We start from the raw sequence: 23,892 nt of genomic DNA on the forward strand, positions 1-23,892 counted from the left end.
GGAGGCGCAACTCTGCTGACAAAGCAATGTTCATCTATGCCTGCAGGAAGCACGCTGTGAAAAAGGCAAAATGGAAATAAAAAAGGAACCCCAAGGTTCCTTTTTTATAGTGAAGTTCCGAAAAACTCTACCGTATGTGGAGCGGGAGAAGAGTCTCGAACTCTCGACCTATACCTTGGCAAGGTATCGCTCTACCAACTGAGCTACTCCCGCATAAACTTTTTGTCGATGGGATTATGCGCACCCATCAGATTAAAAAAGGAAGCCTGGATCAGCTTCCTTCTTAGAAACTTTGGAGCGGGAGAAGAGTCTCGAACTCTCGACCTATACCTTGGCAAGGTATCGCTCTACCAACTGAGCTACTCCCGCATCGACAGGTGTGCATTATAGAGGAATGCCTTCACTTGTCAAGCAATCTTGCTTGCCATTTACAGCAAATTTCCACCCTTCTCTTTGATCAGTGGCCACGCCTTGCGCAAGTAGTAAAACATTGACCATACCGTCAGCACCGCGGCAACCCATAACAGCTTGTCGCCCCAGAATTGCAGATTGATACCGAAAATATCTTCGTAATAAAGCAACATTGGAATTGCCGTCATTTGCGCCGCCGTCTTGATCTTGCCCAGCGAGCTGACCGCTACCGACTTGGAAGCACCAATCCGTGCCATCCACTCGCGCAAGGCAGAAATCGTAATCTCGCGGCCAATAATGATGAAGGCAATGATGGCATCAACACGCTGCAATTCAATCAGCACCAGCAAGGCACCCGCCACCATCAGCTTGTCGGCGACCGGATCGAGAAATGCACCAAATGCCGAGGTCTGATTCCAGCGACGTGCCAGAAAGCCATCAATCCAGTCCGTCAGTGCAGCCACGATGAAAATAACGGTGGCGATCAGCCCCTGCGTCTTGTTGAACGAACCCAGCCAGGAATCGGGGATATACAGCACGCCAACCATCAGCGGGATCAGCGCAACACGCAACCAGGTAAGGAGAATCGGGATATTGAAAGGCATGGCAGAACTTGTTTTCCAGTCGGTACAGCATACGCCATAAGGCGCCGCCCCCGTAATCTAATGCAATTGCTTGTAAATGTCTTCCGCCAATTGACGCGAAATGCCCTCGACCGACGCCAAATCCTCCACACTGGCATCGATCACGCCCCGTAAGCCACCAAAACGTGCCAACAGTTTTTGTCGCCGTTTGGCACCGATTCCTTCGATTTCTTCGAGACGCGATGTTTGACGTGCCTTGGCTCGCTTGGCTCGCATACCGGTAATCGCAAAGCGATGCGCTTCGTCGCGAATCTGCGCAATCAGCATCAGAGCACCGGATTCCTTGCCAAGTTCCTGCGGCGCACGTCCATCGACAAAAACCAGCGTTTCCAGACCCACTTTGCGCCCTTCGCCTTTGGCCACACCGACGATCAGACTGATGTCGAGACCAAGCTCGGTGAACACCTGACGCGCCATTTCGACCTGACCTTTACCGCCGTCGATCAACACCACATCCGGCATCACGCCCTCACCATTGGCGACTTTCTCGTACCGTCGCTGCAGTACCTGCCGCATGGCAGCGTAATCATCGCCCGGTGTAATGTCGTTGATGTTGTAGCGACGATATTCGCCATTCTGCATGGCGTGATGATGAAACACCACGCATGACGCCTGCGTTGCCTCACCCTGCGTGTGACTGATATCGAAACACTCGACGCGGAATGTTTCGATATCCTCGACTTCAATACCAAGCGCATCAATCAGCAAGCGCGTGCGCGTTTGCTGCGAACCCTGTTCGGATAGCAGACGCGCCAGCGAAATTTCGGCACCTTTCTGCGCCATCTCCAGCCACTGACGGCGCGTACCTTGCGGCTGAAAGATCAGATTGATGCGATGCCCGCATTGCGCCATCAGCGCCAGCATCAACTCGGGATCGTCAAACTCGGTATTCACGATCAGTGAAGACGGCACGAACTTGTCGATGTAGTGCTGCGCAAGAAATGCTTTCATCACTTCGGCAGCCAGTGACTCTTCCGCATTCGTCGGCGCGCTGTCGACATGCGTTGGAAAGTAAGCACGATCGCCCAGATGACGACCGCCACGCACCATCGCCAGATTGACGCAGGCGCGTCCGCCCTGTACCACGACCGCAACGATGTCGATGTCGGTTTCGCTGCCCGTATCCATGCTTTGCTGATGCAACACGCGTGACAAGGCCGTAATCTGGTTACGTACAACAGCCGCTTGCTCGAAGTTCATCTCTTCGGCATACGCCAGCATTTTTGCCTGCAAAGTTTCCAGCACTTCGGTCTGACGCCCACGCAAGAACTTGGCAGCGTTCTCAACATCAAGCGCGTACTCTTCCTTGCTGATGAAATTGACACACGGTGCGCTGCAACGATGAATCTGATGCAACAGGCATGGACGCGTGCGGTTGGCATAGACCGAATCCTCACAGGTCCGCAGCAGAAATACCTTCTGCAGAATCTGCATCGATTCCTTGACGGCCCAGCCACTGGGAAACGGACCGAAATACTGATTCTTCTTGTCGACCGCCCCACGGTAATACGCCATGCGCGGAAACGCCTGTCCCGTAATCTTCAGATACGGATACGATTTATCGTCGCGGAACAGAATGTTGTACCGTGGCTGCAGCGTTTTGATCAGATTGTTTTCGAGCAGCAGCGCTTCGGCTTCGCTACGCGTGACCGTGGTTTCGAGTCGCGCAATACGCTCCACCATCAATGCGGTGCGTGGACTGGCAAGATTTTTCTGGAAATAGCTGGAAACCCGTTTCTTCAGATCACGGGCTTTGCCGACGTACAGCAGATTATTTTCGGCATCGAAATAACGATAAACACCGGGCAGATTCGGTAACTTGGCAACCGTCGCCAGCACGATGGCACGCGCATCTGGCGCATCCTGTTCTTGCTCCCGTCTCTCTGGCGGTTGGTCGGACATGTCCGTTTCCTGCGTCATCTGACTTAGCCTGCCGCCAGTTCGAGCGCCGTTTTCTTCGCTGCCTGATAGCGCGCATCCTGCTGCAGAGAATCCCAATCCAACGCCGAGGTGGAAGGCGCCAGTCCGGCGATGCGTGCAGAAGATGCTGCTGCCTCTTTACCCGGTTTCATGCGCAATCCAGCCAACAATTGATCCGCTTTGTCGGGCGAATTGCAGATCAGGACCATATCGCAGCCAGCAGCCAGCGCTGCCTGCGCGCCATCGACAACATTGCCGGCCACACTGGCACCTTCCATGCTCAGATCGTCACTGAAGATGATGCCTTTGAAGCCGAATCTTTCACGCAACATCGTCAACCATTTGCGTGAAAAACCGGCAGGATTCTTGTCGACTTTGGGATAGATCACATGTGCCGGCATCACACCCGCCAGACTCAAACCGAGCCAGCCATAGGGCGCGGCATCATCCGCGAGAATCTCGTCCAGCGAGCGTTCGTCCACCGGAATTTCGAGATGCGAATCGGCCTTGACGTAACCATGTCCCGGAAAATGTTTCCCGCAATTGAGCATACCCGCCAGCATCAAGCCGTGATTGAGGCTTTTTGCCAGCAAGGTCACGACACGCGCATCGCGATGAAAGGAGCGATCACCGATCACGCCCGACTCGCCATAATCCAGATCCAGCACCGGCGTAAAAGACAAATCCACACCACATGCGCGTAATTCGCTCGCAAGCACAAAACCGACATCGGTTGCCGCCTTGGTGGCCGCCAGTACATCCATGTCCCACAACAAGCCAAGCTTGCGCATCGATGGCAGATGCGTAAATCCATCGGTCTTGAAGCGTTGCACGCGACCGCCTTCGTGATCGACTGCAATCACGATGCCTGGACGTGCTGCATGAATGGCGGATGTCAGGGCAGTCAGCTGCGCGCGATTCTGATAATTGCGCGCGAACAGAATCACGCCACCCGTAAGCGGATCGCGAATGCGGCGAATGTCATCGTCACTCAAGCTCGTGCCGACAACATCAAGCATTACAGGACCGAATGCATCTGGCAGATTGGCATGGACGACTGCGTTCATTTTTTCTCCACAATGACAAAGGCGACGGCATAGTCGACCTCATCGGTAATCGTTACTTGGGCACTCAACCCATTCTCTTCCATGAAGGCTTGCAGCTTGCCGCTGGTGACCACGATCGGCTTACCGCTGGGTGCATTGAGCACCTGCATCGCGCGCCAGGTCATTGGCATTCGAATGCCCAGACCAATCGCCTTGGAAAAAGCTTCCTTGGCGGCAAAGCGTGTTGCCAGAAAACGTAAACCGCGGGCTTCCACCTTGGCTTTGCGGCGATGGTATTTCTCCAGCTCCTGCTCACCGAGCACGCGCTCGGCAAACCGGTCACCATGGCGACCGAGTGCCGCTTCAACGCGCGCAATCTGAATGATGTCCGTGCCAATACCGTAAATCACAAACGCGCTCCTCAGCGTGGCGACGAGTGTGCCGACAGGCGCGACGCAACCATGATCGCCTTCATCTCGCGCACCGCATTTTGCCAACCGGCAAAGACCGCATGTGCCACGATCGCGTGACCGATATTGAGTTCGGCAATATCCGGGATCGCAGCAATCGCCTGTACATTGGTGTAATGCAGACCATGACCTGCATTGACTTTGAGGCCGTGCTTCATTCCCTCGCGCACGGCAGATTCTATGCGCTGCAACTCCGCAAGCTGTTCTGTTTGCGCATGCGCTTCGGCATAGCGTCCGGTATGCAATTCGATGACGGGCGCGCCGGCCTCTTTTGCAGCCTGAATCTGTTCCGCATCAGGATCAATGAACAGGCTGACGCGAATATTTTTTTCCTGCAGTTGTCGCACCGCCGCACTGACATCGGAAAAATAACGCACGACATCCAGCCCACCTTCTGTCGTGACCTCTTCCCGTCGCTCTGGAACCAGACAAACATCTTGCGGCAAAATGCGGCAGGCGAAATCGATCATCTCGGTAGTCACCGCCGACTCCAGGTTCATGCGCGTGCGTAACTGCGGACGAATCAGCTCGACATCCGCATCCTTGATATGACGGCGGTCTTCGCGCAAGTGCAGTGTGATCGCATCCGCACCTGCCTCTTCAGCCAACAGCGCAGCCTGTAAGGGATCGGGGTAAACCGTACCGCGTGCATTGCGCAAGGTCGCGACGTGATCAATATTGATGCCCAGTTCGATCGTCGGATGATTCGGTTGCAGAAAGCTCATGCTGGTTCCGTTATAGCTGCAGCAGATCGATCAGGATCTGCCGTGTATTCAATGTAGTGCCATTCAAGTGATGTGCGAGCAGAAAACGCATCAGAAACTTGCTTTGCGTTTGCGTCGCCGCATCGGCGTAATCTTCATTATCCATGTCCTGCAGCGTCTTGCCGAGCACCTTGGGCCAGGTATCCGCAACCCGCGCCGGCCGTGGACCGGATTCGGGATCGACGACATAGAGCTGATCGGCAAGGACTCGTGTTCCACTGACGGTACAACGCGTCCAGTCTCCTGCCACGCCGCTTTCTCGCAACAAGGCACGTTCGAATTTACGCAAGACAATGGCAGGTGGCTCATCATGTGCCAGGTGATTGAGTGCACTGACATAATGATTGAACAAGGCAGGATGCGGGTCATCACGCGCCAGCAGTTTGACCAGCAGTTCGTTCAGGTAAAAACCGCATAGCAATGCGGATTTTTCCAAGGGCAGCAAACCGCCAACCCATTCGGCCTTGGTGAGAGTGCGGACTTCTGATTTTCCGCTCCAGCTGACTGAAAGCGGTTGAAAGGTTTGCAGGACACCTCGTAGTTGCGAATGTGGCCGTTTGGCACCTTTGGCAACCAGCGCGATACGGCCATGGTCCCGTGAAAATACATCGACGATCAGACTGGTTTCTTTGTAGGGGTAGCTGTGCAGAACGAAGCCTGGCTGATCAGCAATCCGCAATTCTTTTTCCGGCGGCTTGCGACGCGAGGATTTTGCCACGGGTTCTGGCGCACTCCGGACATCGGAAGCGCTCACTGAAGAAGTGCTGTCGGCAGAGAGTGCGGCCATTGCGCCTGATTATTCGTAGCCGTACGCACGCAGACCGGCTTCGTTGTCGGCCCAGCCGGATTTGACCTTGACCCAGATTTCCAGATACACCGGCCCACCGAACAAGCGTTCCATATCAAGGCGTGCCTGGGTAGAAATGTCTTTCAGACGCGCCCCTTTATTGCCAATCACCATCGATTTGTGGGTGTCGCGCTCAACCAGAATTGCCGCAAAAACTCGACGTAAATCACCTTCCTGCTCGAACTGTTCGATCAGAACCGTGCTTGTGTAGGGCAATTCATCGCCAACGAAACGGAACACTTTTTCGCGTACGATTTCTGCTGCGAGGAATTTTTCACTGCGATCGGTAATATCGTCCTCATCGAAGATCGGCGGATTTTGCGGCAAGTGCTTTTTGATTTCGCCTTGCAGATTATCGAGCTGGAACCGCAATTTGGCAGACACCGGCACAATCGCCGTGAAATCGCGCTTGGCAGCAACCTGCTGGGCAAACGGCATCAAGCCAGCCTTGTCCTTGATGCGATCCGACTTGTTGATCACCAGAATGCATGGCACATCGGCGGGTATGAGGTCGAGCACCTGTTGATCTGCCTGACCAAACCTCCCGGCTTCGATCACATACAGAATCACATCCGACGCAGTCAGCGTATTGGTGACAGTACGATTCAATGTTTTGTTCAGGGCGTTGGAATGACGTGTCTGGAACCCCGGGGTATCGACGTACACAAACTGCGCATCTTCCAGCGTCTGGATGCCGGTAATGCGGTGACGTGTTGTCTGTGCCTTGCGCGAGGTAATACTGACCTTGGCTCCGATCAGTTGATTCATCAGCGTCGATTTGCCGACATTGGGGCGGCCGACGATCGCAATATAGCCACAGCGGAAGTCGGACAGCGCGTTAGATTCAGTCATGCAATTTTTGTATGGGAAGAAGAAGGAGACAGTGCCACATCAGGATCACCATCACGTGCACGATTCGGTTCGGCAATCAGGCTCTGCTGGCGCTCGTCCACGATTTGTTCAGCCGGCTTTTCGGCGACCGCATCCTGCGATTTTTCATCAGCCTTGCCTGATTTGCCATCCGCACGTGGCGATTTTGATGCGGCCTTGCGTTGCTCATCCGTTGCCGCATCCGTCTGAACGGTTGCAATACCCGCCAGCTTCAATTGTGCGGTACGCGGTTTGTTCTTGCGTGCCGTGGCTGGCGTCTTGGCCAGCGCAGCTTGTACGGCTTCCAGCGCCAATTTGGCGGCAGCCTGCTCACCGGCCCGGCGACTGCCACCAGTACCGAAGACTTGAATATCGAGTTTTGGTACCAGACACTCGATCTCGAATTCCTGATTGTGGGCCGCACCGTGTGTAGCGACCACATTGTATTGGGGCAGTGGAATTTTTTTGCCTTGCAGGTATTCCTGCAGCAAGGTCTTGGCATCCTTACCCAAGGTTTTCGGATCAACCGAATCAAGGATCGGAATATACAGCGCACGAATCACATCACGCGCCACATCAAAACCGGCATCCAGATAGATCGCACCGAACAATGCTTCCAGCGTATCGGCCAGAATTGAGGGACGACGGAATCCTCCGGACTTCAGCTCACCTTCGCCCAAACGCAAAAAATGTGACAGCTCCAGACGCTGCGCGATTTCGTACAAGGACTGCTGCTTGACCAGATTGGCACGCAGGCGTGAAAGGTCACCTTCATCGATCTTCGTATAGCGATCAAACAGCAGGGACGCAACCACGCAGTTGAGGATGGAGTCCCCCAGAAACTCAAGCCGCTCGTTATGCACCCCACTATGACTGCGGTGCGTCAAAGCCTGCTGCAACAACACAGCATCCTTGAATGTATGACCCAGCCGGGTTTGCAATAACGTCAAATCCATTGTTCTATCGTTTGAGGCGCGCAATGCGCGTTTTCATCTGCTCATGGTACCGCAGGTTTGCCGGTTCGACTTGGGTTGGTTGACGCCGAATAGTCGATCAGCAAGCTGACCGGGCCAACCAGGTGAATTTCTTTCTGGTAGGCAAAACTGATATCTGCCACGTCGCCATTGCGCACAATATTCAAATCACTTGCCTTGAGGGAAGTGATATAGCCGACTTCTGCCTGACGGGTAAAGGCTGCGCGCATTTCCAGAGAGGAACCGCCACCAGCCTTGACGCTTTCAATTGCTTTCTTGGCAGAAAAATACTCGGTGACTGTTGGCGTGATCTTCATTGCCAGAACCGCAACCATACAGACCACGGCAAGCAGCAAAATCAGGCTGGTCAGGCTGACGCCTTGCTGTTTGCGGCTGAAAAACGACGCTGAAGATGCCATACAGTCCTCCCCGACTGCGTTAATGGAAGCGACCAATCCGTCCCAGGTCACCCAGATTCAGCCAGATAAAAAATGCCTTTCCGACAATGTTTTTATCCGGCACAAATCCCCAATAGCGGCTGTCCAGACTGTTATCCCGATTATCACCCATCATGAAATATTGTCCATCCGGCACTTTGCAGGTAAAGCCTTCTGCATCGTACGTACACAATTCCCGGTTTGGAAAATCATGGGGATTCGGCACATAGGATGGTGCGCGTGGGTTATTGAGAATCTGGTGGCTCGCCTCACCCAGTTGTTCACGGAACTGCTTGGAGTAGCTGAGGGTTTCCTGATCCAGATAATCAGGCAAGCCTTCGTACTTGACGGGCACGCCGTTGACGGTCAGCTTCTTGTCCTTGTACGCCACGGTGTCGCCTGGCACGCCCACCACACGCTTGATGTAATCAAGGGCCATGTTTTCCGGATACTTGAAAACCATCACATCACCGCGTTGCGGATCACTGATGCTGATGATTTTCTTGTTGATGATCGGCAGACGGATACCGTACTGGTATTTGTTGACCAGAATCAGATCGCCGACTTCCAGTGTAGGCAGCATCGAGGTCGACGGAATCTTGAATGGTTCGTACAGGAAGGAACGCAGAAAGAAAACCAGGGCGATAACCGGAAAAAAACTTCCCGAATACTCGATCCAGGTTGGTTGACGCAGCAAATCCGCTTTCAGTGCGGCACGACCGGTATCGTCCGGCTTGACGCCCTCACCCGCCAGCTTGGCATTACGTGCGTCAAATTCGGCCAGGACCGCGTTCGCCTTGGCTTCACGCTGTTTCGACAGATAGAACTTGTCGAGTACCCAGATAATGCCGGTGCCGATCGTCAGAACAAACAGAATCAGCGAAAAATTGCCGAGGATGTCTTGCAATGTCATTTATCTTCCACTTGTAGAATGGCCAGAAACGCTTCCTGCGGAATCTCAACCGAACCCACCTGCTTCATGCGCTTCTTACCGGCCTTCTGCTTCTCGAGCAGCTTGCGTTTACGCGTGATATCGCCGCCATAACACTTGGCCAGCACGTTCTTGCGCAACGCCTTCACGTTTTCACGCGAGATGATATTGGCACCAATGGCCGCCTGGATTGCTACATCAAACATCTGACGTGGAATCAGTTCACGCATCTTCGCCGCGACCTGACGTCCACGATAAGGTGCATTGGCACGGTGCACGATGATCGCCAGCGCATCGACTTTCTCGCTGTTGATCAGCATATCGACCTTGACCACATCCGAGGCGCGGTTTTCCTTGAACTCGTAATCCATTGACGCGTAGCCACGCGACGTCGATTTCAGACGGTCAAAGAAATCAAGCACGATCTCTGCCATTGGAATTTCATAGATCAGTTTGACCTGACGGCCGTGATAGGCCATGTCCATCTGCACACCACGCTTGCCGTTACACAAGGTCATGACCGAACCAACATACTCCTGTGGCATGTACAGATTGACGGTAACGATTGGTTCACGCACTTCGTTGATCTTCGACGGATCGGGCATCTTGGATGGATTGTCGACACGGATCACCGAGCCATCGCGCATCTCGACCTCGTACACCACGGTGGGTGCGGTCGTGATCAGATCCATGTCAAACTCGCGCTCCAGACGCTCCTGCACGATTTCCATGTGCAGCAAACCAAGGAAACCGCAACGGAAACCGAAGCCCAGCGCCTGCGAAACCTCTGGCTCATACATCAGCGCAGCGTCATTGAGTTTGAGCTTTTCCAGCGAATCACGCAGTGCATCGTATTGGTTGGCCTCGACCGGAAACAGGCCCGCAAACACCTGCGGCTGCACTTCCTTGAAACCAGGCAGCGGCTCAGGTGCCGGCTTGCTTGCCAGCGTGACGGTGTCACCCACTTTGGCGGCTGTCAGTTCCTTGATACCCGCGATGATGAAACCTACCTGGCCGGCCGTCAGTTGCGGCAACGACACGGAGCGCGGCGTAAAGATGCCGATGTTCTCAACCAGATTCTGCGAACCGGTAGCCATCAACAGAATCTTGTCTTTCGGACGCAAGGTGCCATTGACCACGCGCACCAGCATCACGACACCGACGTACGAGTCGTACCAGGAATCGACGATCAATGCCTGTAATGGCGCGTCGGGATCACCCTTTGGCGGCGGCACTTTGGCGATCAGACTTTCCAGGACGTCTTCGACACCAAGACCGGTTTTTGCCGAGCAAACGGTCGCGTCACTGGCATCGATACCGATGACGTCTTCGATTTCCTTCTTGGCATTATCCGGATCGGCATGCGGCAAATCGATCTTGTTCAGAATCGGCACGACTTCCACACCCAGATCGAGTGCGGTATAGCAGTTCGCGACCGTCTGTGCTTCCACGCCTTGCGAGGCATCGACGACCAGCAAAGCGCCTTCGCAAGCCGACAGGGAGCGACTGACTTCATATGAAAAGTCAACGTGGCCCGGTGTATCGATCAGATTCAGGTTATAGACTTCGCCATCGCGTGCCTTGTATTGCAGCGCGGCAGTCTGTGCCTTGATGGTGATGCCACGCTCGCGCTCCAACTCCATCGAGTCGAGCACTTGCGCATCCATCTCGCGTTCGGACAGGCCGCCGCACAATTGAATGATGCGGTCAGCCAGGGTGGATTTACCGTGATCGATGTGCGCGATGATGGAAAAATTGCGGATATTCTTCATTAACCGATTGGCAACTACAAAAAAAGCGCCACGAGCGAGGAAACCTTCCCCGGCGAGCGCCCTGTAACAGAGGGATGACAACCCGGCATTCTACCGGATTTCAGAGGCAAAAAGCCGGCAAATTGCATACAAGCACATCGTCCGCAATGCACTTTCGCTTTATGCATACGCGAGCAGCATCATGTCGCATCAGCCATAAATTCACGTACAACTGCTTCATTCAGAAAATAATGGCAAAGCATCCGCGGTTCGGCACGATCATCCTGACCGATCAGCACCGGCACCAATTCATCGTACAAAGCCAATGCGGCAGGATCGTGGTCGACATCCACGACCTCCAGCCACTGCGCAACCGTCGGACTCAGCGCCAGCAACGCCAACCGCATGTCATCGCATAGATGGCAGTAGCTACGCGAGTACAGGATCAGCCGTCGCACACAAGCACCTAAAGAAAAAAGGCTGCAGCTCGATCAGCATGCAGCCTTGTTGTGCGTCGCCTTATGGCGACAAGGGTTTGACTGTGACGAACTGCGATGAATCACCTCGCCGCACCAGCAGCAAGGCGGTCTTCTTCGCATCCAGTTTGGCAACCAGCTCGTTGAATTGCTTCACATCCTTGACGTCGGTGTTATTCAGACGCAGTACGATATCGCCCGAACGCAGACCTGCGCGCGCTGATGCCCCTTCTGCCAGGTCCACCAGTACACCTCCGTCGATTTTCAGTTCTTTCAACTGCGGTGGCGTCAATTCGCTAACAACCAGACCCAAGGCATTCGCCGTCCGTGGACCTTTCGGTTTTTGCGGCTGTGCCACAACGGCCTGATCTGCTTCCAGTTCGGCGATGTTCACGGACAAATCACGCATGGCACCTTTGCGCCAGACAGTCAGCGTGGATCTGGAACCAGGTTTGGTCGCACCAACCAGGCGAGGCAAATCACTGGAGCGCTCGATCGAAGTACCGTTAAATTTGAGAATCACATCGCCCGCCTCGACACCGGCTTTTTCTGCAGGACCGCCCGGCTCCACACGCTGCACCAAGGAGCCTTGCGCACGTGGCAATCCCAGCGACTCCGCCACATCCTTGGTCACGTCCCCGATCTGCACACCAATGCGACCACGCGTGACTTTGCCAGTGGTACGCAGTTGATCGGCGACGCGCATCGCCTCATCAATCGGCACCGCAAATGAAATACCCATGAAACCGCCCGAGCGGCTGTAAATCTGCGAATTGATACCAATCACTTCGCCGCGCATATTGATCAGCGGACCGCCGGAATTGCCCGGATTCACCGCGACATCCGTCTGAATCAACGGCAGATAGTCACCCGTATCGCGCGCCTTGGCGGAAACGATGCCCGCCGTTACCGTGTTATCCAGGCCGAAAGGCGAGCCGATTGCCATTACCCATTCACCAACGCGAATCTTTTCAGAGTCTCCCATCACCAGACGCGGGAGGTTGCTGCCTTCGATCTTGACGATCGCCACGTCTGTACGTTTGTCGGCACCAACGATTTTCGCCTTGAATTCACGCTTGTCGGTCAGCGTGACAAACACCTCATCCGCACCATCAACCACATGTGCGTTGGTCATGATGTAACCGTCGGCAGAAATGATGAAACCAGAACCGACACCACGCGGCACCTGCTCTTCTGTTTCCGCACCCGGATTGGAGCGACGATTGCGTGGCGATGGCAATTGCGGCAAAGGTGCGCCGAAGAAGCGACGGAAGAACTCCTGCATTTCCTCATCTTGTGCGGAGGAGCCGCTCTGACTGGTCTTGACGCGCTCAACCGTGCGGATATTCACCACTGCGGGTCCCGCCTTTTCGGCGAGGTCGGTAAAGTCCGGCAGACCGGCAACGGATGTCGCCGCCACAGCCAGTGAAAGCGGAGCAACCGCTGGAATGACAAATACGCCAGCAACACCCAGCAGCGCAACGGACAAATGTTTGCGGAGTTGTTTCATATTTCACCTACAAGGGAGCGAACGAAATATCAGGGATTGAACTCGATCGAGTTTGCGACCTGCTTGATGGCAGCGGCAGGCACTTCGCCAACGATGGTCAGCCAGTAATCACCCTGGCGTTTGCCGACGATATTCATGGCACCCTGCTGCATCGAACCTTCGGTACGGCTTTGCGAGCCCGCTTCGATAAAGACAGAAATGGCTGCCAATCCGTCGGAATAGACGATTTGTGATACTTCACGCGAGCTGGCAGGTGCATTGGCATCCGCTGGCGTGTCGGTAATCAGTCGTTTCATCTCGCGTGTTTTTTTGAAGCCAGGCGGGACTGCCTTGACTGCCCAGCCAGACAGGTTGGCCTCACTCATGACGGCATTGTCGACCCGCCAGCCCTGCGTATTTTTGAAACTCGTTTTGACGGAGGCCGGATCAACGTTGCCGATCACGATTTGGGTAAAGGCGATCTGCTCAACGACCTCATTTTTTTCATTCAAGGTCTGCGCCTTCAACAACAAGCCGGTCGATTTCTCGATCCAGAGCTTATACCCGTAACGCAGCTTGTCTTTTGGCGTCAGCAACACGGTCTGGCAATCATGTCCTGCAACACGGCCGACTTCGCCCTGCTTCAACGCGTAGTGATCGACCAGTTCATTCGGATGCGCGCCAAGAATTGCAGGGAACACATCCTGGGAAACACGTTTTTCAACACGAATCGACTTGGTCTCCGGAATGTAGCAGGCGATCTCTTCATTGTTACGAATGTATTCGCGCGGCTTGCCATCCAAGATTTCCAGCTTTTCCAGCTCATTCTTGCCACTGCGAATATGCGAGATGCGCGAGGTGCGCACCTGATTACCCTGCTGATAGACAAAGGTCCCGGAATAATTGAGTTTCTGGGCAGAGGATTGAATCTTCTTTAACCATACCTGCGCCTCGCGCGAGTCGTTGACAGAATCAACAGACTCGGCATGCGCAGTGAAAGCCAGAAAACCCGAAAACAGAACGACGAATTTAAAGAGACCTAATGTCTGCCGCATAACAATTATTTTTCCGATTCAACAGCGAACGTCGCTGAACGAGCATATTGCGCAGTGCTGTAGACAGACGGCGAGAAACGTTGGTGCGCCAGCAAATAGTCATCGATGCGTGGATCGCGCAGTACTTCACCTTCATCGCTTGCAACAGTCGTCACAGCTTCCGGCGAAGCAGAAGCAACGGTTGCGACGACAGGCGCCGAGGCGACGGTCGCAGGTTGCTGCGGCACCATGTTAGGGACGGCGAGAAACGCAACAACAGCAACAGCCGCGGCGGCCATGCCAGGCATCGCAAAGCGTTTTGCCGCGCTCTTGCGTGCCACGACAGCCTGCTTGACTGCCGGCACCATGATGGTGGGTTCGGCATCCAGCCGCGCGAACATGCGGGCGCTGAAATCGGCGCTCATTGGCACACTCAACTCGTCGGAACGCAGCGCATCACCAATCCGGTGATACTCGTCCCACGCAGCACGACCTTCCGGTTGACGCAACGCTACCAGCGCCATGTCGATCTGACTGTCGTCCAGTGCACTGTCGGCAAAGGCAGAAATCTGTTCCCGCGTCATATTCATCGTATTCATTACAACCTCGAAAAAATTAAGGCTACCCCTGTATTTGCAGCAAAAAGTGAATCTGTTTTTATTGTTACCAGCGCTTGTCGATTGCCGTATCCAGCAACGGTCTTAATTTTTCCGAGATCGCCTCTCGCGCCCGGAAGATCCTGCTACGTACCGTGCCAATCGGACAACCCATCGATTCAGCAATTTCGTCGTAGCTCAACCCTTCAATTTCACGCAGTGTAATTGCCATCCGTAATTCTTCCGGCAACTCCCCCATTGCAACATTCAAGGTTTGAGCAATCTGCTTGGTCGCCAATAACGATTCCGGCGTGTTGATATCTCTTAGGTGGTCGCCATCGTCAAAAGTTTCGGCCTCCTCGACATCTGCCTCGGTTGATGTCGGCGCACGACGCCCCTGGGTTACCAGATAATTCTTTGCTGTATTAATACCAATACGATACAGCCACGTATAAAACGCAGAGTCGCCGCGGAACTGCGGGAGCGCACGGTAGGCCTTGATAAATGCCTCCTGCACAACATCCTCAGCTTCCGCCTGGTCGCGTACAAGCCGCGATACCAGTCGCATCAATTTTCGTTGGTATTTGGTCACCAGCAGCTCGAAAGCTTTTTTGTCGCCGCCTTGTACGCGCTCGACTAGCTGTTGATCAATATCGCGTTCTGTCGTCAATCCTAGTCCCTTGTAATGCTGCAACATGCACGCGGTCGTGCTATTGACTGAGCGTAACTTGATTAGTTCGCGGATTCCTACATTAATTTTGCCGCATCGCTGGCGGCTCAGTCTCTGGTTGTCGATTACTCAACCAACGACTGGCCACAAGCAAGGCATTAAAGGTTTCTTGCGAAACAGAATCTCGCATGATCAATACTACTTCGATACTGCCTTGCGTATCCTGCAAATGCAAAATCAACAAGTGCGGCCAAAGCGTTGATGCAGGGAGCAGAGTCATTGACTCGCTTTCTTCCAGATTCTGCTCACTCCGCCCGGCATTCAATCGCTGCAAGCGAATCTGACCTGTTCCTGAAATACTTAACTTGCAAGAAGCACGACGGCGATACCAATGTCGATATAACAATGCCGCCATGACAACAATCATGAGTGCCAGCAGCAATCTCGTTATCAGAAGCAAATCACCAACTGCACCCACACCAATCAACGCTGCGATCAGCAGAATCAAGCTGAACATGATGCCCACCATCATCGACAAACATCGCGACGGATGAATCAGGGCAGTAACCGCAATTGACATGAGAAGAGAAAAAATCCGATTCCCCTTTCGGGCAATCGGATTTCTATCAGGCCTTGCCGAAGATCAGCGTACCGTTGGTGCCGCCAAAACCGAAGTTGTTCTTCATGGCGTACTCAATCGGCATGGAACGGGCCGTATTTGCGCAGTAATCAAGATCGCACTCCGGATCCTGATTAAAGATATTGATGGTTGGCGGTGAAATCTGATGATGCACAGCCAATACCGTGAAGACCGACTCCAGCCCTCCGGCGCCACCCAACAAGTGGCCCGTCATCGACTTGGTCGAATTGACGGTGAGTTTTTTTGCATGATCACCAAATGCAGCCTTGATCGCATCCGACTCGTTCTTGTCGCCCAGAGGCGTCGACGTACCGTGTGCGTTCAGGTACTGCACCTGATCCACATTGATCTCTGCATTTTTCAATGCATTGACCATGCTGCGACGCGGACCATCCATGTTTGGAGCAGTGATATGGTAGGCATCGCCACTCATACCGAAACCTACCAACTCCGCATAGATTTTCGCGCCACGCGCTTTGGCATGCTCATACTCTTCAAGAACCATGACACCGGCGCCCTCACCGAGGACAAAACCGTCACGATCCTTGTCCCAGGGACGCGATGCCGTTGCCGGATCGTCATTACGTGACGACAGCGCACGCGCAGCGGCAAAGCCACCCAAGCCAAGTGGTGAAATCGTCGATTCCGCACCACCTGCAATCATGACGTCCGCATCCCCGTATTCGATCATGCGACCGGCAGCGCCGATCGAATGCAAACCGGTGGTACACGCCGTGACGATTGCCAGATTCGGGCCTTTAAAACCGTAAATGATCGAAAGGTGCCCCGAGATCATGTTGGTGATCGAAGCAGGTACGAAAAATGGACTGATGCGACGTGGACCGCGGTTGGTCAGTTCTGCGTGCGTCTCCTCGATCATTGGCAAGCCGCCAATGCCCGAACCGACCAGAACACCGATACGATCGGCATTCTCTTCCGTTACAACCAGACCACTGTCCTTGACTGCCTGCATGCCAGCAGCGATACCGTAATGGATAAAGGTATCCATATGGCGCGCTTCTTTCGCAGGGATGTAGTCATCAATGCGAAAGTCTTTCACTTCGCCCGCAAAATGCGTGCTGAAAGCCGATGCATCGAATTTGGTAATGTTCGCAATCCCGGACTTGCCGGCGATCAGAGCATTCCAAGCCTCATCAACGCTGTTGCCAACGGGGGAAATACAACCCAGACCAGTGACGACAACACGACGTTTACTAGAGCGGCTCAAGCAATTCTCCTGGAGTCGTTCAAAAACAAATTAGGCCTTGACGTGTGCCTTGGCGTAATCGATCGCCTGTTGCACCGTGGTGATTTTTTCAGCTTGTTCGTCAGGGATTTCCATTTCGAATTCGTCTTCGAGTGCCATGACGAGTTCAACGGTATCCAGAGAATCGGCGCCCAGATCGTCAACGAAAGACGATTCGATTTTGATGTCTGCTTCAGCGACGCCCAGTTGTTCAGCGACGATTTTCTTAACGCGTTGTTCGATGTCCGACATGTTTAACTCCAATGAGTGGTTACAGAAAGTGCGCGCATTTTAGCAGGTTTGCGCACCGATAATTTACTTTTGGCTTTTGTCACGAAGAAAGTCGAAACAGAAGTCAAAAGCACCTAACTTAATACAACTTAGCTCATGTACATACCGCCGTTGACATGCAACGTGGTACCAGTGATGTAACTTGCCTGTGGCGAAGCCAGAAAACCGACTGCTGCAGCGATATCCTCGGGCTGTCCAAGACGACCCAGCGGGATTTGCTGTTGCAGACTATTGATCTGATCTTCACTCAATGCCTTGGTCATATCCGTATCGATAAAGCCGGGAGCGATACAGTTAACCGTGATATTGCGGCTACCGATCTCGCGCGCCAGCGCACGACTCATGCCGGCCACACCGGCTTTGGCAGCGGCATAATTCATTTGCCCTGGATTGCCGGCAGAACCAACCACCGAGGTAATGTTGATGATACGGCCTTGTTTTGCCTTCATCATGCCGCGCAAAACCGCACGGGACAAACGACCGACTGCCGTCAGATTGGTGGAAATAACGCTATCCCACTCGTCGTCTTTCATACGCATTGCCAGTTGATCTTGCGTGATGCCGGCATTGTTGACCAGAATTGTCACCGCGCCGACCTCTTTTTGAATCTCGTCAATGACGGCTGCCGTACGGGCCGCGTCCGTAACATCGAGAACAATTCCTTTGCCATTCTCGCCGAGATACGCCGAAATTGCGGCAGCACCCGATTCCGACGTCGCCGTCGCAATAACCTTGGCGCCCTGCTTTGCCAGTTCCTGCGCGATGGCGCGTCCGATCCCGCGCGAAGCACCCGTTACCAGCGCAATTTGACCTGTCAGTTGTTTTTCCATTACTTCAACGCCTCCAAAACCGCATCCAACGATGCCTGATCAACAATGGCATGACCTGCAACGTCACCATTGATCCGTTTGGTCAAACCAGCGAGTACCTTGCCCGGACCGCACTCTACAACATCCGTAATCCCATCTGCCGCCATCTTCTGTACGGTCTCAACCCAACGTACAGGGCTTGCAGCCTGGCGCACCAACGCATCCTTGATGCCATCGACGTCGTTCACAATGGCGACATCCACGTTATTGATCAGGGGAACGCTCGGTGCTGTGAAAGCGAGCGGAGCAAGATATTCGCGCAGACGATCCGAGGCTGGCTTGAGCAAGGACGAATGGAACGGCGCCGAAACCGGCAATGGCAAGGCGCGTTTTGCACCTTTGGCTTTGGCTGCCTCACATGCACGTTCAATCGCAGCCTTGTGACCGGCGATCACTACCTGCGCCGGCGCATTGAAATTGACAGCCTCGACAACCTCGCCCTGCGCAGCTTCTGCACAAGCTGCCAACACATCTGCGTCGGACAAGCCAAGAATCGCTGCCATGCCACCAAAACCGACCGGCGTTGCTTCCTGCATCGCCTTGGCACGAAAACGTACGAGCGGCACCGCGTCCTTAAATGGAATGACACCAGCAGCAACCAGCGCCGAGTACTCCCCCAGACTGTGTCCTGCAACCACAGCAGGCGCCTTGCCACCGGCAGCAATCCATGCACGATACATCGCGACGGCGGCTGTCAACATCACCGGTTGCGTATTGGTCGTCAGATCCAGCTCTTCCTTCGGACCTTCGGCAATCAATTTAGCCAGGTCAAACTGCAAGGCATCCGAGGCTTCTGCCAGTGTTTGCTGCACAACCGCATTATCGGCAAAGCCATTCAACATGCCAATCGCCTGAGAACCTTGGCCGGGAAAAACAAATGCAAATTTTGTCATGCTGTCTCTATTTCTGTTTTATGGGAAGGTGCCGTGAAGGCATGTCACATGCGAACGAGGACTGCGCCCCATGTAAAGCCACCGCCAACGCCTTCCATCATGACGTTCTGGCCGGGCTTGATACGCCCATCGCGCACACCGACATCGAGCGCCAGCGGAATCGAAGCAGCAGATGTGTTGCCATGCTGATCCACCGTGACAATCATTTTATCCATGCCCAGCCCCAGCTTCTTCGCCGTGCCCTGCATGATGCGGATATTGGCCTGATGCGGCACGATCCAGTCAACCTCGGACGATTGCATACCGGCCAGTTCCAGTGCTTCGTTTGCAACCTTGTCCAGCAGGCCGACCGCGAGCTTGAAGACGGCCTGACCATCCATGTACATGAACGCGCTACCCTCCAGTACACCATTACTAATGCGTCCGGGGCCACAAAGGATATCGCCGTAACTGCCATCGGCATGCAACTTGGTTGCCAGAATGCCCGGCTCTTCCGATGCGGTCAGTACCGCAGCGCCAGCCCCGTCACCAAACAAGACACAAGTCGTGCGGTCACTGAAGTCGATAATGCGTGAAAACACTTCCGCGCCGATCACCAGCACATTCTTGTGCGCACCGGATTTGATGAACTTGTCAGCAGTCGTCAATGCATAGACAAAACCGCTGCAGACTGCCTGCACGTCCAATGCAGGACAACCATTATCGATGCCGAGTTTACGCTGCACAACGCAAGCCGTACTGGGGAAACCACCGAAAAAATCCGGGGTAGAGGTTGCCAGAATCACGAGATCGATATCATTGGCCGACAACTGCGCCATCTCCAGCGCCTTCTTGGCAGCTTCGACAGCCAGATCACTCGACTGTACGCCTTCGGCGGCATAGTGACGCGCAGCGATGCCGCTACGAGAGACGATCCACTCGTCCGAAGTTTCAATACCTTTTGCAGCCAATTGGGCTGCCAGATCGTGATTGGTCACACGATTGGGCGGCAGATAACTGCCTGTCCCGACGATTTTGCTATGGAGAGTCATGCGGTTTTATGTTCTATGTCTTCTGTTGCAATCATCCGATCTGCTTCGACAGCGATCAGAGGCTGCGGCATGAAATCGGTCATTTTGACCGAAATACGGGAAATCAGATCATTCTTGGCTGCATCGAATGCGCGACGGATTGCCCACTGATAGCCGTAAGCATCCGCACCACCATGGCTTTTAAATACCAGGCCGCGCAAACCAAGCAAACTGCCGCCATTGTAGCGGGACGGATTCAGTCGCTGCGAAATCTTCTTCAATGCGCCACGCGCAATGATCGCGCCGAGCATGTTCAACGGACCGCTCTTCAATTCGCTCGTCAGCACACTCTTGACGAAACGCCCCAGGCCCTCGGAAGCCTTCAACGTCACATTGCCGACAAAGCCATCGCAGACGACGATATCAGTCGTGCCTTTGAAAATGTCATCGCCTTCAACATTTCCGTAAAAATTCAGCGTGCCTTTCTCGTGATCGGCGCGCAGCAACAATGCAGTCTGCTTGACCAGATCATTGCCCTTGATGTCTTCTTCGCCAACATTCAACAGACCGACCGTCGGACGGCTTTTGCCCTCCATCGCGGAAACCAATGCAGAACCCATCAAGGCGAACTGATGGAGATGTTGCGGCTCGCAATCGACGTTGGCACCAAGGTCGAGCATGTAGGTAGGACGATCCTTCTGATTCGGCATCAGACTACAGATCGCAGGCCGATCGACACCAGGAATCGTTTTCAGAACGTAGCGGGAGATTGCCATCAAGGCGCCTGTATTCCCTGCGGAAACACAGGCATCGGCGCGTCCATCCTTGATCAGGCTGATTGCCACACGCATGGACGAATCACGCTTACGACGCAAAGCGACTTCAAGCGTATCCTCCATCGTCACCACTTCGGTGGCGTTGACGATACGCAAACGGGGATGATGAGACGCCTTGAGTTTTTCCAACTCCAGAGAAAGCACTGCTTCAGGGCCGACCAGAATAAGCTCGGCTTCCGGTTCGCTCTCGGCGAACGCAAGAGCGGCAGGAATAGTAACTGCCGGGCCGTGATCGCCACCCATGCAGTCGATAGATATTTTAATTGTCATCGGTTTGATTCAGGGCGCAGTCCAGCCGCACAAAGGACCGGAAATTCGGCTTGATCAAATGACGTAATGCGCTGGATCAGCATATGAAAAAACGGCGCCAAAGTCATGAACTCAACGCGCCGCTTTCTTCGCCTTAACGAGAATGGATTATTCGTCGTTTTTGGTTTTCAGTACTTTACGGCCGCGATAGAAGCCGTTAGGGCTGATGTGGTGACGCATATGCGTTTCACCCGTGGTTTGTTCGGTGCTCAACTGTGGCGCGACCAGAAAGTCGTGCGAGCGATGCATGCCGCGTTTGGACGGGGTTTTCTTGTTTTGCTGAACAGCCATGATTACGACTCCTAAACCTTAAGTTCGAAAATTCTAACATATTCGCTTTGCACAACTGCTGCAAATCGACAATTCTTGCTACCAAACCAACACCTGCACAGCGCAGGCATCGCGAATTACTGCTTCAATCCTTTGAGAACATCAAAGGGAGAAGGCTTTTTCACTTCTTCCAGAAATGCGGTTGCATTCTGATCCGGACAAATCTCATGGCGCGGTGACGATGGCAGAGAAAGCAACGCCTCATCCTCGATCAAGTCTGCAATTTTCATTGCCTTATCGCCGACGATTACATCGACAGACTCATCATCCAGCAATGCTTCAATTTCGTCCGCTTGCGCATCCGACTTTGCCAGCACCAGCATTTGCGCCGACTCGAACACATAGTCCAATGGCTTCATGCAACGCTGGCAAACCAAGGTCGTCTTGCCAGAAACCTGCATCGCAATCTGTGGATGCCCATACTGATTGACACCGCCCTGCAACGACCAGGAAACCGTCGGCACCTGATTTTTATCAGCAGACTCCTCCAGCAATCGAGGCAAATCCTGCCCGGACAGCACACCATCGCGCTGCTCCGCATGCCGACAAAACTCAAAAACGTCGATGACTGAAGCGCTCATGACTGGCCGAACCCGGAAAACCTGCGATAATAACAGGCTTTTTCCTTATTCGTCAAAGCGTTAGCGTGCTTTTATTGAGCGGTCATTCAAATAAATCGAAAAATGTCTTCTTCTGACACACAACCGCGCCTGATTCTTGGCTCAAGCTCCATTTACCGCAAGGAATTGCTGTCGCGCCTGCGTTTGCCTTTTGACACGATTTCACCAGATATCGACGAGGCGGCTCTGGCTGGAGAATCCCCGGAAGCGACCGCTTTACGCTTGGCGCAAGCAAAAGCTGCAGCAATTTCCGCTCATATTCCAAACGCCCTGATTATCGGCTCGGATCAGGTCGCCACGCTGGATGGCAAGCAAATTGGCAAGCCCGGCAATCATGCGAATGCATTGCAACAACTGCAAATGATGCGGGGCCGCACTGTTATTTTTCATACCGCCTTATGTTTGGTCGACAATCGGTCAGACGCGCTCACTCCTGTTCAAGTCGACAACATTCAAACGCGCGTGACCTTCCGCAATCTCCCCGATCACGAACTGGATGCCTACTTGCGCGCAGAGCAACCCTATGATTGTGCCGGCAGTGCCAAGAACGAAGGCCTGGGTATCGCCATCCTGGAAAGCGTGGAAAGCAACGATCCGACCGCCCTCACCGGTCTGCCATTGATCGCATTGACAAGCATGTTACGTCGCGCCGGTATCGCGTTTTTTCACTGAGTGTTTTTACCCCATTTATGCCTGGCATTCTTTATCTGATCCCCAATACACTTGGACTATCAAGTCACGAGCAACCATTGGCGCACATTATTCCCGCTGAGGTTCAGTCCATTACTGCGCGACTCGATTACTTCGTGGCCGAAAATGCCAAGACAACACGCGCATTTCTGAAGCTAATCAACGACCAGCATCCTTTAAGCAAACCATTGCAGGAAATACGCATTGCCGAGCTTAATATCAATACGGATAAAAAGGCATTGCCACAATTACTGGAACCCATTCTTGCAGGTGCGGATGGCGGCTTGATCTCGGAGGCGGGCGTACCTGCCGTCGCCGATCCCGGTGCCAATCTGGTGCGACTGGCGCATGCCCATGGCATCACCGTCAAACCGCTGGTTGGCCCCTCATCGCTATTGCTCGCAGTGATGGCAAGCGGCTTGAGTGGACAAAATTTTGCCTTCAATGGGTATTTGCCGGTTGACGCTGCGGCGCGCATGAAACGCATCAGGCAGCTGGAAGAGCGCGCCCGCAACGAAAAGCAGACACAGTTTTTTATTGAAACGCCCTACAGAAATACGGCCATGCTCGAAACACTGGCCGCGACCTGCCAGGCCAACACACTGATCTGTGTCGCAACCGATTTGACGCTCGAAACCGAAGCGATCAAGACGCAAACTGCAGCAAGATGGAAAGCGGACTTGGCGGGCGGCAAAACGCCAGAATTCCATAAGCGGCCAACAGTATTTTTACTATTGGCTGATTGAAATTTTCTGCAGATAAAATGCAAAGCGGCGATGTTTCATCGCCGCTTTGCCTGCCTTCCGAGAAGGCATCTGAATGGGTCAT

General features: G+C 53.8%; 27 protein-coding genes and 2 tRNA genes. 2 read left to right on the forward strand and 27 right to left on the reverse strand.

Annotated elements, in window-relative coordinates:
• Positions 1–137: 137 nt before the first annotated feature.
• From IEV29_RS04775 to IEV29_RS04905, 27 genes are all read right to left on the reverse strand, one after another.
• Positions 138–213 (reverse strand) — tRNA-Gly (locus IEV29_RS04775).
• An 80-nt stretch (positions 214–293) separates the two neighbouring features.
• Positions 294–369: transfer RNA gene (locus tag IEV29_RS04780), tRNA-Gly, on the reverse strand.
• Between the two features lie 59 nt (positions 370–428).
• On the reverse strand, positions 429–1,016 hold the full coding sequence (pgsA, locus tag IEV29_RS04785) for a CDP-diacylglycerol--glycerol-3-phosphate 3-phosphatidyltransferase (protein WP_188380095.1): 588 nt from the start codon (positions 1,014–1,016) through the stop codon (positions 429–431).
• 57 nt (positions 1,017–1,073) lie between these two features.
• Positions 1,074–2,957 carry an excinuclease ABC subunit UvrC gene (gene uvrC, locus IEV29_RS04790; RefSeq protein WP_188380096.1) on the reverse strand — a complete coding sequence of 628 codons (1,884 nt, stop codon included), beginning with the start codon at positions 2,955–2,957 and terminating at the stop codon, positions 1,074–1,076.
• Between the two features lie 23 nt (positions 2,958–2,980).
• Positions 2,981–4,042, reverse strand: coding sequence for a beta-N-acetylhexosaminidase (nagZ, locus tag IEV29_RS04795; RefSeq protein ID WP_229726235.1), 1,062 nt, complete (start codon positions 4,040–4,042; stop codon positions 2,981–2,983).
• The gene (acpS, locus tag IEV29_RS04800) at positions 4,039–4,431 is read right to left on the reverse strand and encodes a holo-ACP synthase (RefSeq protein ID WP_188380097.1); all 393 of its coding nucleotides are present in this window, start codon (positions 4,429–4,431) and stop codon (positions 4,039–4,041) included. Before acpS ends, nagZ begins: the two co-directional genes overlap by 4 nt.
• 11 nt (positions 4,432–4,442) lie before the next feature.
• Positions 4,443–5,216: a pyridoxine 5'-phosphate synthase gene (locus tag IEV29_RS04805; RefSeq protein ID WP_188380098.1), complete on the reverse strand. Its 774-nt coding sequence runs from the start codon at positions 5,214–5,216 to the stop codon at positions 4,443–4,445.
• Positions 5,217–5,226: 10 nt separating this feature from the next.
• Complete coding sequence (recO, locus tag IEV29_RS04810; RefSeq protein ID WP_188380099.1) at positions 5,227–6,042, reverse strand: DNA repair protein RecO; 816 nt, start codon at positions 6,040–6,042, stop codon at positions 5,227–5,229.
• Positions 6,043–6,051: 9 nt separating this feature from the next.
• The gene (gene era, locus IEV29_RS04815; protein WP_188380100.1) at positions 6,052–6,954 is read right to left on the reverse strand and encodes a GTPase Era; all 903 of its coding nucleotides are present in this window, start codon (positions 6,952–6,954) and stop codon (positions 6,052–6,054) included.
• A complete protein-coding gene (gene rnc, locus IEV29_RS04820) occupies positions 6,951–7,928 on the reverse strand; it encodes a ribonuclease III (protein WP_188380101.1) in 978 nt (325 codons plus the stop codon). The genes era and rnc overlap by 4 nt, the downstream gene beginning before the upstream one ends.
• 41 nt (positions 7,929–7,969) lie before the next feature.
• Positions 7,970–8,365 carry a DUF4845 domain-containing protein gene (locus IEV29_RS04825; RefSeq protein ID WP_188380102.1) on the reverse strand — a complete coding sequence of 132 codons (396 nt, stop codon included), beginning with the start codon at positions 8,363–8,365 and terminating at the stop codon, positions 7,970–7,972.
• Between the two features lie 19 nt (positions 8,366–8,384).
• Positions 8,385–9,296, reverse strand: coding sequence for a signal peptidase I (gene lepB, locus IEV29_RS04830; protein ID WP_188380103.1), 912 nt, complete (start codon positions 9,294–9,296; stop codon positions 8,385–8,387).
• Positions 9,293–11,086, reverse strand: coding sequence for a translation elongation factor 4 (lepA, locus tag IEV29_RS04835; protein ID WP_188380104.1), 1,794 nt, complete (start codon positions 11,084–11,086; stop codon positions 9,293–9,295). The genes lepB and lepA overlap by 4 nt, the downstream gene beginning before the upstream one ends.
• A gap of 179 nt (positions 11,087–11,265) precedes the next feature.
• On the reverse strand, positions 11,266–11,523 hold the full coding sequence (locus IEV29_RS04840) for a glutaredoxin family protein (protein ID WP_188380105.1): 258 nt from the start codon (positions 11,521–11,523) through the stop codon (positions 11,266–11,268).
• Between the two features lie 61 nt (positions 11,524–11,584).
• Positions 11,585–13,051, reverse strand: a complete 1,467-nt coding sequence (locus IEV29_RS04845; protein ID WP_188380106.1) for a DegQ family serine endoprotease — start codon at positions 13,049–13,051, stop codon at positions 11,585–11,587.
• A 29-nt stretch (positions 13,052–13,080) separates the two neighbouring features.
• On the reverse strand, positions 13,081–14,085 hold the full coding sequence (locus IEV29_RS04850) for a MucB/RseB C-terminal domain-containing protein (protein ID WP_188380107.1): 1,005 nt from the start codon (positions 14,083–14,085) through the stop codon (positions 13,081–13,083).
• Between the two features lie 5 nt (positions 14,086–14,090).
• Positions 14,091–14,663, reverse strand: a complete 573-nt coding sequence (locus IEV29_RS04855; RefSeq protein WP_188380108.1) for a sigma-E factor negative regulatory protein — start codon at positions 14,661–14,663, stop codon at positions 14,091–14,093.
• 64 nt (positions 14,664–14,727) lie between these two features.
• Entirely contained in the window at positions 14,728–15,357 is a 630-nt protein-coding gene (gene rpoE, locus IEV29_RS04860; protein WP_188380109.1) for an RNA polymerase sigma factor RpoE, read from the reverse strand.
• A gap of 55 nt (positions 15,358–15,412) precedes the next feature.
• Positions 15,413–15,910: a protein YgfX gene (locus tag IEV29_RS04865; protein ID WP_308632707.1), complete on the reverse strand. Its 498-nt coding sequence runs from the start codon at positions 15,908–15,910 to the stop codon at positions 15,413–15,415.
• Between the two features lie 46 nt (positions 15,911–15,956).
• Positions 15,957–17,198 (reverse strand): beta-ketoacyl-ACP synthase II, encoded by a 1,242-nt coding sequence (gene fabF, locus IEV29_RS04870; RefSeq protein ID WP_188380111.1) that lies wholly within the window; start codon positions 17,196–17,198, stop codon positions 15,957–15,959.
• Positions 17,199–17,228: 30 nt separating this feature from the next.
• On the reverse strand, positions 17,229–17,468 hold the full coding sequence (acpP, locus tag IEV29_RS04875) for an acyl carrier protein (protein WP_009664389.1): 240 nt from the start codon (positions 17,466–17,468) through the stop codon (positions 17,229–17,231).
• A gap of 128 nt (positions 17,469–17,596) precedes the next feature.
• On the reverse strand, positions 17,597–18,337 hold the full coding sequence (gene fabG, locus IEV29_RS04880; protein ID WP_188380112.1) for a 3-oxoacyl-ACP reductase FabG: 741 nt from the start codon (positions 18,335–18,337) through the stop codon (positions 17,597–17,599).
• Positions 18,337–19,269, reverse strand: a complete 933-nt coding sequence (gene fabD / locus IEV29_RS04885) for an ACP S-malonyltransferase (RefSeq protein ID WP_188380113.1) — start codon at positions 19,267–19,269, stop codon at positions 18,337–18,339. Before fabD ends, fabG begins: the two co-directional genes overlap by 1 nt.
• 44 nt (positions 19,270–19,313) lie before the next feature.
• A complete protein-coding gene (locus IEV29_RS04890; protein ID WP_188380114.1) occupies positions 19,314–20,300 on the reverse strand; it encodes a beta-ketoacyl-ACP synthase III in 987 nt (328 codons plus the stop codon).
• Entirely contained in the window at positions 20,297–21,385 is a 1,089-nt protein-coding gene (plsX, locus tag IEV29_RS04895) for a phosphate acyltransferase PlsX (RefSeq protein WP_188380115.1), read from the reverse strand. The genes IEV29_RS04890 and plsX overlap by 4 nt, the downstream gene beginning before the upstream one ends.
• 147 nt (positions 21,386–21,532) lie before the next feature.
• The gene (gene rpmF, locus IEV29_RS04900) at positions 21,533–21,715 is read right to left on the reverse strand and encodes a 50S ribosomal protein L32 (protein WP_188380116.1); all 183 of its coding nucleotides are present in this window, start codon (positions 21,713–21,715) and stop codon (positions 21,533–21,535) included.
• Positions 21,716–21,831: 116 nt separating this feature from the next.
• Positions 21,832–22,335, reverse strand: coding sequence for a YceD family protein (locus IEV29_RS04905; protein ID WP_188380117.1), 504 nt, complete (start codon positions 22,333–22,335; stop codon positions 21,832–21,834).
• Positions 22,336–22,437: 102 nt separating this feature from the next.
• Here IEV29_RS04905 and IEV29_RS04910 point away from each other — a divergent pair, with 102 nt between their 5' ends.
• Positions 22,438–23,046: a Maf-like protein gene (locus IEV29_RS04910; RefSeq protein WP_188380118.1), complete on the forward strand. Its 609-nt coding sequence runs from the start codon at positions 22,438–22,440 to the stop codon at positions 23,044–23,046.
• Between the two features lie 17 nt (positions 23,047–23,063).
• Positions 23,064–23,810 (forward strand): SAM-dependent methyltransferase, encoded by a 747-nt coding sequence (locus IEV29_RS04915; RefSeq protein ID WP_188380119.1) that lies wholly within the window; start codon positions 23,064–23,066, stop codon positions 23,808–23,810.
• The last annotated feature ends 82 nt before the right edge of the window (positions 23,811–23,892 follow it).

Origin of the sequence: Oxalicibacterium faecigallinarum (assembly GCF_014635705.1) — a bacterium.
In the GTDB taxonomy this organism is placed as follows: domain Bacteria; phylum Pseudomonadota; class Gammaproteobacteria; order Burkholderiales; family Burkholderiaceae_D; genus Oxalicibacterium; species Oxalicibacterium faecigallinarum.